This window comes from Pseudoxanthomonas sp. G3, from assembly GCF_057654715.1.
This window is the reverse complement of record NZ_CM172805.1, coordinates 1,233,661-1,246,094: the sequence shown is the minus strand read 5'-3', so window position 1 is coordinate 1,246,094 and position 12,434 is coordinate 1,233,661. Positions and strand designations below refer to the sequence as shown.

Sequence of the window (12,434 nt, the reverse complement as noted above, 5' to 3'; positions counted from 1 at the left end):
CGTGCTCGTCTTCACCAAGACGGCCGGATTCCGCCACGACGCGATTCCGGTGGCGGTCGCGACGGTACAGCGCCTCGCGGCGGACGAAGGCATGACGGCGGACCACACCGAAGATGCACAGGCCTTCACCGCCACGAATCTGGCGCGCTACCGCGTGGTGGTCTTCGCCAGCACGACGGGCGACGTCCTCGACGAGCAGCAGCAGGCGGCGCTGGAAGGCTTCTTGCGCCAGGGCGGCGGATTCGTCGGCCTGCACGCGGCCGCGGACACGGAGTACGACTGGCCCTGGTATGGCGACCTGGTCGGCGCGTACTTCAAGAGCCACCCGCCCGGCCTGCAGTCCACGCACGTGCAGCCGGAGCGCGAGGGCAGACCCGCGGGAGCACGCTGGCCCATCACCGACGAGCTTTACAACTACCGCGCCAATCCGCGCGGCAAGGTACGCGTCATCGCCACGGTCGATGAGCGCGAATACGACGGCGGCACGATGGGCGCGGACCATCCCATCGCCTGGTGCCACGCCTTCGATGGTGGCCGCAGCTGGTACACCGGGCTCGGCCACGATGCGGCGGTGTACGCCGATTCGCATTTCATTGCGCAGCTCGTGCGCGGCCTGCGTTACGCGTCGGGACGTTCCGACGACTGCTGACCCCTTCGCGCTTCCTCGGGCGGCGAAGGGGACAGCGCGCGCGCCTCAATGGACCGACGGATCTAGCGTGCGCAAGGCGTCGGCGAGATTCGTGTGGCCGGTGCGGTCCAGATCGTCCTTCGAGTAGGAACGCCCGGGCTGGCCGTTGCATACCGTCTTGGCATCGCGCTGGCGGATGCGGCTGCCTGTCTGGCGAACGCAATTGGCTTCGGACAGGCGCGGCTTGTCTTCGGTCTTGCCCGATGCGGGGGCGGACGCTGCGATCTCCACCGCACGATCTGCAACGAGGGCGGGCGTAGGCTCCGGCGTCGAGGCCGGGGACTGGGCCTGCGCGGTGGCCGTCATCAGGCAGGCGGCCAGGGCCAGGAGGGTGAGGTGTTTCATGGGGGGGCTCTGGAGGGGCTTGGTCTACACGGTACGCCCCAGCGTGCCACCGCGTCGCAGCCGTTCCCGGACTGGTTCAGGCGACCCTTAGGCCGCCGGGCACTGCGCCCTGCGCCCGTCGTGGAAGCGCTGCACCGCGGCCGCATCCGCTTTCTGCGGCGCCACGCCATCGTCGAACAGCACCTGCCAGACGCCCTCGTCGCTAAGGTGCCAGACCGAGCCGAAGCGGCCGATCCGGGCCTCGCCGGTCTTCGGGGCCTCGTACAGCGCTGGACCGCTGGAATAGGCCGTGCGCCCGTCGCCGCCCAGGGTCACCACGGCCGGGTACCAGCTCAGCTTCAAGGCCGTGCCTTCGATCAGCGGCGTCCACTCGCGCGTGATGGCCTCGCGGCCGCGGGTGGGCTTCTGGCTCACGCCGAAAGCGGCATCCGGGTGCAGATGCTCGGCGAACGCGGCGGCGTCGTGGTCCGCAACCGAGCGGGCGAAGCTCAGTTCGCGCTGCCAGACCGCGCATTCGGCTTCGCGGGCGGCCTCAGGCATAGCGGCAACGGCCTGGCCCGTGGCGAGCGCCAGAGCCAGCGTGAACGAAAGTCGGACGAGCATTGTCATGCGGAATGTCCCGGAGTCTGCCAAGCTGTGGCTGATTCCAGCTTTTCCACGCACCGCATGCGCCTGCCATTGGTCAGGGTGACGCTGCTGGCGGTCCTGCTCTGGACCACCGGTTGCGCCACCGCTCCCGCCCCCCCGCCCCCGCCCGCGCAGCACAGCGTCGTCCTCATCTCCATCGACGGCCTGCCCGCCAGCGCCCTGCAACAGGGCGATACGCCGCACCTCGATGCCCTTGCCGCCGCCGGCACGCGCGCAGCATGGATGAATCCGTCGTACCCGGTGCTGACGTTTCCGAACCATTTCACCCTGGTCACCGGGCTGCGGCCCGACCGCCACGGCATCATCCACAACAGCATGCGCGACGAGGCTGTCGGCGGCTTCAAGGTCGCCGACAAGGCCGCCGGCGCCGATGCGCGCTGGTGGCAAGGCGAGCCGATCTGGAACACCGCCGAAAAGGCCGGCCTGCGCACGGCCATCTGGGCATGGCCGGGCAACGCCGCTCCGATCAACGGTCGTCGGCCGACCCGCTGGGTGCCGTACTCGCCCGAGGTCGGCGCGGCCGAGCGCGCCGACCAGGTCGCCGGTTGGCTGACCGAACCTGTCGCCACGCGCCCGCGGCTGGCCGCGCTGTATTTCGAACGCGTCGACAACGTGGGCCACGACAAGGGCCCGGATGCGCCGGAAACGCGGGCGGCGATCCGTGAAGTCGATGCGGCGGTCGGTCGCATCATGCAGGCGCTGGACGCGCACGGGCTGCGCGACACGACCGACGTGGTCGTGGTGTCCGATCACGGCATGGCGCCCGTGCGGCCGGACCAGTACATCGCACTGGAGGACATGGCGACGATCGAACAGGCCGAAGCGGTCAGCACCGGCCAGGTGATCGGCTTCAATCCTCGCGCCGGTCACGAGGCGTCCACTGAGCGCCGCCTGCTGGGGCGCCATGACCACTACACCTGCTGGCGCAAGCAGGACCTGCCTGCGCGCTGGCATTACGGCACGCATCCGCGCGTGCCGGCGATCGTTTGCCAGTTCGACGAGGGCTGGAATGGGTTACCGGCCGAGCAGCTGCGCCGCGTCCCGAAGGACAGGTTGAATCGCGGCTCGCACGGCTACGACAACGCGTTGCCCTCGATGCGCGCCGTGTTCATCGCGGCCGGCCCCAGCTTCCGGCGCGGCACGACGCTGCCGGCGTTCGACAATGTCGACGTGTATCCGCTGCTGGCGGAACTGTTGGGTCTCGCCCCTGCGCGCAACGACGGTACCGCAGAGACGTTTACGCCGGTGCTGGCACCGCGGACAGCCCCGACCCATTGATGTCCGGAAACGGTGAGTCGGTGCGCGGGGGCGGTGCTAGCCTGCGTCCATGGCCCCACCCGACGCCACCGCCCTGCCCGACCGTCACGTCTGCGAACAGGCGCGCCTGAGCCGCGACGCGCGCTTCGACGGCCTGTTCTTCACGGCGGTCACCAGCACGCGCATCTACTGCCGGCCGGTGTGCCCGGCGCCCGCGCCGAAGCCGCAAAACATCGTCTACTACCGGAACGCCGCCGCTGCCGAAGCGGCAGGCTTCCGTCCCTGCCTGAGGTGCCGCCCGGAGCTCGCACCCGGCGACGGCGCCTGGCGCCGCGGCGATGAAGTGGTGGCGCGCGCGTTGAAGCTGATCGACCAGGGCGCGCTGGTCGACGCGCCCCTGGTCGATCTCGCGCATCGCGTGGGGCTGGGCGAGCGGCAGCTGCGTCGCCTGTTCACCGATCGCCTCGGCGCCACCCCCGTCGAGGTGCACGGCACGCGCCGCCTGCTGTTCGCCAAACAACTGTTAACGGAAACCACGCTGCCGATCACGCAGGTCGCCCTCGCTGCCGGCTTCGGCAGCCTGACCCGGTTCAATACGGCCTTCCGTGACGAATACCGGATGGCGCCGCGCGATCTGCGCAAGCGCGAGACGCCGCCGATGCACGACGTGATGACCTTGCGGCTCGGCTACCGTCCGCCGTACGACTTCACCGCGATGCTCGACTTCCTGCGCGGCCGCGCGTTGCCCGGGGTGGAAGTCGTCGACGAGCGCAGCTACCTGCGCGTGATCGGCACGCCGGACGCGCCGGGCTGGCTGCGGGTCAGTGCCTGGGATGCCACCACGCACGCGTTGAAGCTCGAACTGCACGGCGGCGCGCCCGCCGAGCTGCTGCAGATCGTCCATCGCCTGCGTCGCATGTTCGATCTGGACGCCGATCCTTCCGCGATCGCCGATGCGCTGGGCGACGATCCACGCCTGCACCCCTTGATCGCGGCGCGTCCGGGCCTGCGCCTGCCCAGCGGCTGGGATGGTTTCGAGATCGCGGTGCGCGCGGTGATCGGCCAGCAGGTCAGCGTGGCCGCGGCACGCACACTGACCGCGCGCCTGGCCGAACGGCATGGCGTGCCGCTGGCGATGGACATTGCGGGATTGACGCACCTGTTCCCCACGCCGGACGCCCTCGTCGATGTCGACCTGACGGACATCGGCCTGACCCGCGCGCGCGCCGACACGATCCGCGGGTTGTCGCGCGCCCTGCTCGACGGTCGCGTCGATTTCCGTCCGGAGCGTACGCTGGACGATTTCACCTCGCGCTGGGTCGCCCTGCCCGGCATCGGCCCGTGGACGGCGCACTACATGGCCCTGCGTGCGCTCGGCCATCCGGATGCATTTCCCGCCGATGACCTGGTGCTGCAGAAGGCCGTGCCGACCGATGGCACCCGGATGACGGCGAAGGCGCTGACGGCGCGCGCGGAGGCGTGGCGGCCGTGGCGCGCGTACGCCGTGATCCATCTGTGGAAGGGCAGTATGTCGGCGTCGAAACCTCCCGCTGTTGTGGGGGCGACGTAAGTCGCGATGAGGCTCTACCGGTAGCCTTTCGCGACTTACGTCGCTCCCACAGGAAACACCTCGCACGTCTTCACCGTCAGTTCCCCTACCCTGCCCCCACCATGATCCTGTTCCGCCACCTCGATAGCCCCGTCGGCACGCTGACCTTGGCCGCGACCGACGACGGCCTGCATGCGATCGAATTCCCGCGCAACCGGCATCCGGCCGACCGAGAAGGATGGGTGCGCGGCGAGCATCGGGTGTTGGACATGACCGCGCGGCAGCTGGACGACTATTTCGCGGCGAAGCGTCGCGATTTCGACCTCCCGCTCGCGCCACGCGGCACCGACTTCCAGCGCACCGTGTGGATGACGCTGGCCGGCATCGACTATGGCGAGACGATCAGTTACGCGCAGCTCGCGCAGCGAGTCGGCAAGCCCACGGCGATGCGCGCGGTGGGCGCGGCGAATGGGCGCAATCCACTGCCGATCGTGCTGCCCTGCCATCGCGTGATCGGGGCCGACGGCGCGCTCACCGGATTCGGCGGCGGCCTGCCGACCAAGCAGTTCCTGCTGGAACTCGAAGGCGCGTTGCCGCGCGCGAACGACCTGTTCGGCTGAGGCCTACATCCCGCGGAAGCGTTGCTGGAACGCACCGCTAACCGGCAGCACGTCGCTGCGTCCCTTGACGCTGAGCTGGTGGCGGCCGAGTTCGTCCTTTCGCACGCGGTCGATGGCTTTCACGCGGACCAGCACGCCGCGGTGTACCTGCCAGAACACGTCGGGGTCCAGACCGCCCAGCAGCTCCTTCAACGGCATGCGGATGATGGCTTCATCGTCAGCGGTCACCACGCGCACATACTTGTCCTGCGCCTGGAAGAACAGCACGTCGTCGACGGCGATCATGCGTACGCTGTCGCCGACGCTGGCCGTGATCCAGCGGATCAGGCGGTCGCCCTGCGGACGCAGTCGTGCTTCCAGGTCATCGATCAGCGCGCGCATGTCCGGCGTACGCGCATCCACCAGGCGCGCCTGCACCCGGGCGACCGCCTGGGCCAGCCGTGCGTCCTGCACCGGCTTGAGCAGGTAGTCCGCCGCGCCGGCCTCGAACGCGCGGATGGCGTAATCCTCGTAAGCCGTGGTGAAGACGACCAGCCCGCCCTGCGCCACGACCTGCCGCGCCACATCCAGGCCGCTCACGCCCGGCATACGGATGTCGAGAAAGGCGACGTGTGGCCGGTGTCGGGCCACGGCGTCAAGAGCGGCAAGGCCATCTTCGCAGACCGCGACGACGTCGAGCTCCGGCCAGGCGGCGCGCAACTGCTGCTGCAACGCACGGCGCTGCGGCGCTTCGTCTTCAGCGATCAGGGCGGTGACGGCATTCATGCCATCGACCCTAGCGGCACACGGATTTCGGCGCAAACGCCGCGACCGCCGGTGGCGGGCGCCAATGCGAAGCCCGCACGCGTCCCATAGCGTGCCGCCAGCTGCTCGCGCACGTTCGCCAGGCCTACGCCGGTGCTCAGGCCGGGCTGCAGGCCGGCACCGTCGTCGCGTACCTGCACACGCAGCACATCGCCCTCGCGGGACGCGTCGACCTCGATCCGACCCGGACCGGGACGCGGCTCGATGCCATGCTTGATCGCGTTCTCCACCAGCGTGATCAGCAACGAGGGCGGGAAAGGCAGCGCACGCAGGGTGTCGTCGGCGCGTATGGCATAGGCGAGCCGTCCGCCCATGCGTACCTGCATCAGTGCCAGGTAGCTGCTGCAGATATCCAGTTGCTGGCCGAGCGTGGCGTGCAGACCGCGGTCGTCCCGCAACTTGGGGATGGTGGCGCGCAGGAAGTCGACCAGCGCATCCAGCGTGGCTTCCGCCTGCGCGGGATCCTGTCGTACCAGGGCACGCACCGAGGCCAGCGTGTTGAACAGGAAGTGCGGTTCCACCTGCGCTTGCAGCACGCCCAGGCGGAGGTCGGCTTCGTGCACGCGGCCTTCCAGCGCGCTGAGTTCGCGCACATGGTGGTGCTCGTCCCAGCGACGGTGTTCGCTGAAATACGCACGCAACGCCAGGCCGCCGCCGAACAGACCGTAGATCACCACCAACGCGGCGACATTGATCGCCAGTCCGATCGCCTGCACCAGCGGCGTGGGCGTCGGAGGCTTCATCGCCAGGCCCGCGGCCGCCAGGCTCGGCTTGATCAGCTGCTCGATGTAGGACGACGCCACGCGATCGACGAAAAAGCTGAGCACCATGCCGAGCAGCACCGCGATCACCACCGCCTTGCGTTCGTGCGCCACCGGCCAGGCGCGGTGGCGCACGGCGGTGGCCAGCGCCGGGCCCAGCGTCGCCATCAGGCTGAAGGCGATGAACTGCGTGAGGGCCACCTTGATCGCGACGCCCGCGTCCTGCACCGCCACGCCAGTGCCGGTGCCGATGAATGCAGCGACCACCGCGATCACCGTGCAAAACAGGAGGCTGCGACCCAGCAGCCAGCGCAGGCCGAACACGGGGTACTGGCGGTAGCGGCTCCATACTGCGTTGCCCCCCACGAGCACTTCCGCGGGCAACTTCTGGCGCAGGGCGTAGGTACGCTCCATGCTTAGTTCCTGGCGCCGCGCAATTGCTGGCCGGCCTGCTTCAGGGTCAGTGCGATGACCTTGCCCGCGGCGTCGCGTTCGAAGCGGATCTCGGCGCCGACCGCGTCCATCACGAACACATCGCGTTCGACCGCCTGCACCGGCAGCGCCGGCTGGCCGGTGCCCTGAATGGTCAGCGTCTCGCCCTGCGCCTTCACAGTGAGCGAAAACCCTGGCACCAACGGATACTCGCCGTCGTACTCGCGCAGCGCAGCCGCGTCGACCTTCAGCACTGGCTTCGGTGCCGCATCGATGCGCTTGGCCGGCATCACACCGCCCATCTGCATCCACGTGAACGTCTGACCGTCCGCCGTACGCTGCGGGCGCAGCACGGCATCGAACTCGCGCGGGTAGAAATCGCCGGCGCTGTCGTACCCCATCGCATACGCGCCCTGCCCGGCGGCCTGGACCTCCAGCGTGTCGCCCTTGCGACGCAACGTCATCTTCATGCCACTGGGCAGCCGGTACTCGCCCACGAGCGCATCCAGCAACGCGCCGTCGGGCGTGGCCTCGCGTCGTGGCGTGCCGAGCGGGAAGCTGGCATCGACCAGGTGCAGGCCCAGCGACCCCAGGCTGCCGATCGAATTCCACGTGGTGTCGGACAGGATCACGACGCCGCGCTGCTTGTCCTTGTCGAACGACACGAACGATGAAAAGCCGCCCGTGCCTCCTTCATGCACGTGCACCGTACGCCCCGCGACGGGCATCAGCATCCAGTTCATCGCCATCGGGGGGGTATCCGACACCTTCTGCTGCGACCGCTGCAGGGCGGCCGAGATCGGCGTGGATGCGGCTCCCAGCTGGCCCTGCACGTAGCGCACCATGTCATCGAGCGTGGCGCGCACGCCGCCGACGCCTGCCAGGTTGGTCTGGAAGTGCCAGGCCGACGCGGCCCGCGCATTCGGCGTGTGGCCCACGGCCGCACGCACCCCCGCGGGCGCCGTGTTGACGTAGGCACTGCGCATGCCGAGCGGCGCGAACAGGCGTTGCTTCAGCAGCGTCTCCATGTCGGTGCCAGCACGACGCGCGACGGCGTACGACAGCACCATCGAGGCGAAGTTGGAGTACTCGAACTTTGTGCCCGGCGCGGTCGTCAGGGTAACGTCACCGAGCGAGGCGAGCAGCGCGGCTTCGTCCAGCTTCGCGTACGGGTCGGCCATGTCCGGCGCTGCCATGCGCGCAGGCAGCGCGGGCAGTCCCGACGTATGGGTCACCACATGTCGCAACAGGATCGGCTTGCCCTGATAGTCCGGCAGCTTCGTACCTTCGGGCAGCCACGCGGACAGCGGATCGTCCAGCGAGCCCTTGCCTTGGTCGATGAGATCGGCGAGCAGCGCCGCCGTCATCGTCTTGCTGACCGAACCGATCTCGAACGCGGTGTCGGGACCGATGCGCGCGGCGTCCTTCGCCTGCGCGCATTGGTAGGTGCGGGCGACCGTGCCGGCTTCGACAACGGCCACGGCCATGCAGGCCCCGGTGCGGTCTTCGTGCAGTCGCTGGCGGACGACGCCGGCCAGGGCGTCTTCGGTCATGGCGTGGGCGGGCGTGAAGACGCTGGCGCCGGCGGCGACCAGCGTGAGGGCGATCGTGTGGGCGTAAGCCATGGCCGTGCTCCTGTCGGGATGGTCGCCATGCTGACGGACGCCGCCGAGCCGCGTGTGGGTCTGCGATGGGCGACCCGGTGGCCACGACGAACCCCGCGATCCGGGCGACGACCGGCCCGCCACCGTCAGTCGGCCAGCAACTGGCGCACCGTTGCGCTGTAGCGCTGTGCGATGGCGTCGCGATCGATATGCCGCCCCTCAGTCACCACGTCACGTCCCCCGACGCGCACCTGCCTGACCAACGGTCGGTTGCCGGCGAACAGCCAGCGATCGACCAGATCCTCTACCGAAGCACCCGCCAGGGCCGGCGCATCGGCGTCCAGCCAGACGCCTTCCTCAGCGTCGTGCGGCAGGCCGGTCGCATCGGCTTCGCTCTCAAGCACGCCGGCGAGCAGCGTTCGCCCGACGCTGGGTGAGCCCGGCAGCACCGCGATGTTGCGGTGGCGCGTGGAGAGCCGCTGGCCGTATTCCAGCCAACGCAGTTCTTCCACCGGCGACACCGACACGTGCGAATCCGACCCGATGCCCCAGCGGCCATCGGCGTGCAGAAAATCGCGCAGCGGAAACAGGCCATCGCCAAGGTTCGCTTCGGTTGTGGGACAGATCGCGACGGTGGCGCCGCTGGCGGCGATGCCGCGCGTTTCCTCCGGCGTCAAATGGGTGGCGTGCACCAGCGTCCAGCGACGGTCGACCCGGAACTCGCGCAACAGCCATTCCACCGGGCGTGCATTGCGCAGCGCCAGGCAATCCTGCACTTCGCCCACCTGCTCGGCGATGTGGATATGCACCGGCGCGTCAGGCGGCAGCGCAGCGAGCACCTCGCGCATCGCGGCTTCCGGCACCGCGCGCAGGCTGTGGAAGGCGCAGCCGATGCGCAGGCGCTCGTCCTGCAATGGACGCAGGATCTCGAGCAGTTGAAGGAAACCGTCCACGTCGTGACCGAACCGGCGCTGGCGCACCGACAGTTCGCGGCCATCGAAGCCGCCGGTCATGTACAGCACCGGCAACAGGGTCATGCGGATACCCGTGTCGCGCGCGGCGGCGATCAGGGCCTTCGACATCGCCGCCGGATCGTCGTACGGCGTGCCATCGGGCTGATGGTGCACGTAGTGGAATTCGCATACGCGGGTGTAGCCGGCTTCCAGCATTTCGGCATACAGCTGCGTCGCGACGGCGTAGGTGCGCTCGGGCGTCATCCGCGCTGCGAAGCGGTACATGATCTCGCGCCACGTCCAGAAGCTGTCTTCCGGGTTCGTCTGGTGCTCGGCCAGCCCCGCCATCGCCCGCTGGAACGCGTGCGAATGCAGGTTGGCGATGCCGGGCACGCGCCATCCGGCGTCGGTGGCGACGACCTGGCCTGCGAGGGAATCGGGATTCGACATGGCGGTGCTTACGGCCGGCGACAGGGGTGCGTTAGGCTACCGCGTCGTCCCTGCCAAGACACGCCCGCAAGGGCTGCCCATACTCATGCTCGCCATCGTCCTCTCACTGGTCGCCGTCGCCGTCTCGCTGATGGTGGTGTTCATTGCCGTACACGCGCAGAAGAAGAAGACTCAGGCAGGTCATGGCGCGAGTGGTCATGCCGGCGATGCCAGTCATTCCGGGCATGGCGAGATGGGGTGCGCCTCGGATGGCGGCGGCTGCGATGGCGGCGGAGGCGACTGACGCCATGGAGACGCGCTGGGACGGCCTGCTGGTCAACGCACGCTTGGTCACGCTGGCCGGCGATGCCGGTTATGGCGTGGTGGAAGACGGCGCCCTCGGCTGGCGCGATGGCCGGTTCGTGTTCGCGGGCCACCAGGACGCGCTGCCTGCCGCGGCCGACGCGCTGGCCGGCGAGGTCCTGGACGCACAAGGCGATTGGGTCACACCCGGTCTGATCGATTGCCATACCCATGTCGTGTTCGCGGGCGACCGTGCCGCCGAATTCGAGCAACGCCTGCAGGGCGCCAGCTACGAAGACATCGCGCGTGCGGGCGGCGGCATCGTGTCCACCTTGCGCGCCACCCGCGCCGCGAGCGAGGACGCCTTGCTGGCCGCGTCACTTCCGCGCGCGCGCGCCTTGCGCGACGACGGCGTGACCACGTTGGAGATCAAATCCGGCTACGGCCTGGACTTCGACAACGAACGGAAGATGCTGCGCGTGGCGCGCCGCCTGGGCGAGGTGCTCGGTATCTCGGTCCGCACCACCTTCCTCGGCGCGCATGCACTGCCGCCCGAGTATGCCGGACGCGCCGACGACTACATCGACGCGGTCTGCCGCTGGCTGCCCAACCTGCAGGAGGAAGGGTTGGTCGATGCGGTGGATGCGTTCTGCGAGCGCATCGGGTTTTCCGCGGCGCAAACGCAGCGTGTGTTCGAAGCGGCGCGCACACTCGGCCTCCCGGTGAAGCTGCATGCCGACCAGCTCAGCGATGGCGATGGTGCCGCGCTTGTGGCGCGCTTCGAGGGCCTGTCGGCCGACCACGTGGAATACGCGTCCGAGGCCGGCGTTGCGGCGATGGCGTGCGCGGGCAGCGTTGCCGTGCTGTTGCCGGGCGCCTTCCACGTGCTGCGCGAAACGAAGCTGCCGCCGCTCGATGCGTTCCGCGCGCATGGCGTGCCGATGGCGGTGGCGACCGACTGCAATCCCGGCACCTCGCCACTGCAGTCGCTGCGCCTGGCAATGTCGCTGGCCTGCACGCATTTCCGGCTGACCCCGGAAGAAGCGTTGCGCGGCGCGACGGTACATGCGGCACAGGCATTGGGATTCACCGACCGTGGACGCCTCGCCGTGGGGCTGCGTGCGGACTTCGTCCGTTGGCGCATCGGCCAGCCGGCGCAGCTGGCGTACTGGCTGGGCGGCGATCTGGTGTCGGCCGTGCATGTCGGTGGACGTGCAGTGGGTACGCCTTGAAAAGCAAAACCCCGGCCGGAGCCGGGGTTTCGTGGTCGCGTCCGGCATGGCCGGCGCGGAGGGCTTACTTGGCGACAGCCTTCTTGGTCACGGCCTTCTTCGCCGGCGCCTTCACCACCGCCTTCTTGGCGGTCGCGGTCGCCGCGATGCCCGCCTTGGCCACCGTGCGCTTGCGCGCGTTGCCGTAGCTGGACGAATAGCGCTTGCCCTTGGCCGTCTTGCGATCACCCTTGCCCATCGTTGTTCTCCTGATTCATTGAAAAGTCCGCCCGGGGGTAAGGGCGGTAGCAGGGGCGCCGACCGTTCCGGGGCGCCCGCGCAGGGCCGCAAAGCCTACCACAGCCGGGCCTTTTCCCTTCTGCCCGCGCTGACGGGCGGGCTCAGTGGGCGCAGCTGGCGTCGTGGATGTGCCAGTGGTTCAGGCGCAGGTTGAGGAGGTGGGCCAGGCCGACCAGCATGCCGCCCACGGTCATGACGATCGCATGCGGCACGACGGATTCGTGCAGCGGCGTGTACAACACCCCGGCCCACAGCGCCGCCAGGCCGAACAGCAGCATGCCCAGCGCGCGGAAGGCGCGGTGGCGACGGTAGCCCCAGACCAGGCTGAAGAGGCCGAGGATCGTCACGAAGGTCACGAAGGCCCGCTCGAACCCGTCGCCCAGCCATACCGACAGCCCCAGCGACGGGATCGCCGCCAGCAGCAGGGGCGTGATCGCGCAGTGCAGGGCGCAGACCAGCGAGCCCGCGGCGGCGAACCGGTCGATGAAGGAGCGGAGGGAGGACTTCATGGCCACAAGTATGACTTCCGG

At 69.2% G+C, this 12,434-nt stretch carries 14 protein-coding genes; 6 read left to right on the top strand and 8 right to left on the bottom strand.

Annotated features, from left to right (window positions below; genetic code table 11):
• Position 1 precedes the first annotated feature (1 nt).
• Positions 2-649 carry a ThuA domain-containing protein gene (locus AC23D6_RS05815; protein ID WP_487751838.1) on the top strand — a complete coding sequence of 216 codons (648 nt, stop codon included), beginning with the start codon at positions 2-4 and terminating at the stop codon, positions 647-649.
• A 45-nt stretch (positions 650-694) separates the two neighbouring features.
• Here AC23D6_RS05815 and AC23D6_RS05810 read toward each other — a convergent pair whose 3' ends face one another.
• Together AC23D6_RS05810 and AC23D6_RS05805 are read right to left on the bottom strand one after the other, a co-directional pair.
• On the bottom strand, positions 695-1,033 hold the full coding sequence (locus AC23D6_RS05810; RefSeq protein ID WP_487751837.1) for a hypothetical protein: 339 nt from the start codon (positions 1,031-1,033) through the stop codon (positions 695-697).
• 87 nt (positions 1,034-1,120) lie between these two features.
• Entirely contained in the window at positions 1,121-1,642 is a 522-nt protein-coding gene (locus AC23D6_RS05805) for a YybH family protein (RefSeq protein WP_487751836.1), read from the bottom strand.
• A 57-nt stretch (positions 1,643-1,699) separates the two neighbouring features.
• Between AC23D6_RS05805 and AC23D6_RS05800 the strand changes: the two genes are divergently transcribed.
• The 3 genes from AC23D6_RS05800 to AC23D6_RS05790 all read left to right on the top strand — a co-directional run bounded on the left by AC23D6_RS05800 (position 1,700) and on the right by AC23D6_RS05790 (position 5,107).
• Positions 1,700-2,959, top strand: coding sequence for an alkaline phosphatase family protein (locus AC23D6_RS05800; RefSeq protein ID WP_487752577.1), 1,260 nt, complete (start codon positions 1,700-1,702; stop codon positions 2,957-2,959).
• Between the two features lie 49 nt (positions 2,960-3,008).
• Positions 3,009-4,508: a DNA-3-methyladenine glycosylase 2 family protein gene (locus tag AC23D6_RS05795; RefSeq protein WP_487751835.1), complete on the top strand. Its 1,500-nt coding sequence runs from the start codon at positions 3,009-3,011 to the stop codon at positions 4,506-4,508.
• A gap of 101 nt (positions 4,509-4,609) precedes the next feature.
• The gene (locus AC23D6_RS05790; protein ID WP_487751834.1) at positions 4,610-5,107 is read left to right on the top strand and encodes a methylated-DNA--[protein]-cysteine S-methyltransferase; all 498 of its coding nucleotides are present in this window, start codon (positions 4,610-4,612) and stop codon (positions 5,105-5,107) included.
• Between the two features lie 3 nt (positions 5,108-5,110).
• Here the strand turns inward: AC23D6_RS05790 and AC23D6_RS05785 are convergent, their stop codons facing one another.
• From AC23D6_RS05785 to AC23D6_RS05770, 4 genes are all read right to left on the bottom strand, one after another.
• On the bottom strand, positions 5,111-5,872 hold the full coding sequence (locus AC23D6_RS05785) for a LytR/AlgR family response regulator transcription factor (protein WP_487751833.1): 762 nt from the start codon (positions 5,870-5,872) through the stop codon (positions 5,111-5,113).
• Complete coding sequence (locus AC23D6_RS05780; protein WP_487751832.1) at positions 5,869-7,086, bottom strand: sensor histidine kinase; 1,218 nt, start codon at positions 7,084-7,086, stop codon at positions 5,869-5,871. Before AC23D6_RS05780 ends, AC23D6_RS05785 begins: the two co-directional genes overlap by 4 nt.
• 2 nt (positions 7,087-7,088) lie before the next feature.
• Complete coding sequence (locus AC23D6_RS05775; protein WP_487751831.1) at positions 7,089-8,729, bottom strand: serine hydrolase; 1,641 nt, start codon at positions 8,727-8,729, stop codon at positions 7,089-7,091.
• Positions 8,730-8,854: 125 nt separating this feature from the next.
• Positions 8,855-10,111 carry a formimidoylglutamate deiminase gene (locus AC23D6_RS05770; RefSeq protein ID WP_487751830.1) on the bottom strand — a complete coding sequence of 419 codons (1,257 nt, stop codon included), beginning with the start codon at positions 10,109-10,111 and terminating at the stop codon, positions 8,855-8,857.
• Here AC23D6_RS05770 and AC23D6_RS05765 point away from each other — a divergent pair.
• Entirely contained in the window at positions 10,110-10,394 is a 285-nt protein-coding gene (locus tag AC23D6_RS05765; RefSeq protein ID WP_487751829.1) for a hypothetical protein, read from the top strand. The genes AC23D6_RS05770 and AC23D6_RS05765 overlap by 2 nt on opposite strands.
• A gap of 4 nt (positions 10,395-10,398) precedes the next feature.
• Entirely contained in the window at positions 10,399-11,625 is a 1,227-nt protein-coding gene (hutI, locus tag AC23D6_RS05760; protein ID WP_487751828.1) for an imidazolonepropionase, read from the top strand.
• Between the two features lie 64 nt (positions 11,626-11,689).
• Here the strand turns inward: hutI and AC23D6_RS05755 are convergent, their stop codons facing one another.
• Both AC23D6_RS05755 and AC23D6_RS05750 read right to left on the bottom strand, forming a co-directional pair.
• The gene (locus tag AC23D6_RS05755) at positions 11,690-11,863 is read right to left on the bottom strand and encodes a 30S ribosomal protein THX (RefSeq protein ID WP_093487254.1); all 174 of its coding nucleotides are present in this window, start codon (positions 11,861-11,863) and stop codon (positions 11,690-11,692) included.
• 142 nt (positions 11,864-12,005) lie between these two features.
• Positions 12,006-12,413, bottom strand: coding sequence for a MerC domain-containing protein (locus tag AC23D6_RS05750; protein WP_487751827.1), 408 nt, complete (start codon positions 12,411-12,413; stop codon positions 12,006-12,008).
• Positions 12,414-12,434: the final 21 nt, after the last annotated feature.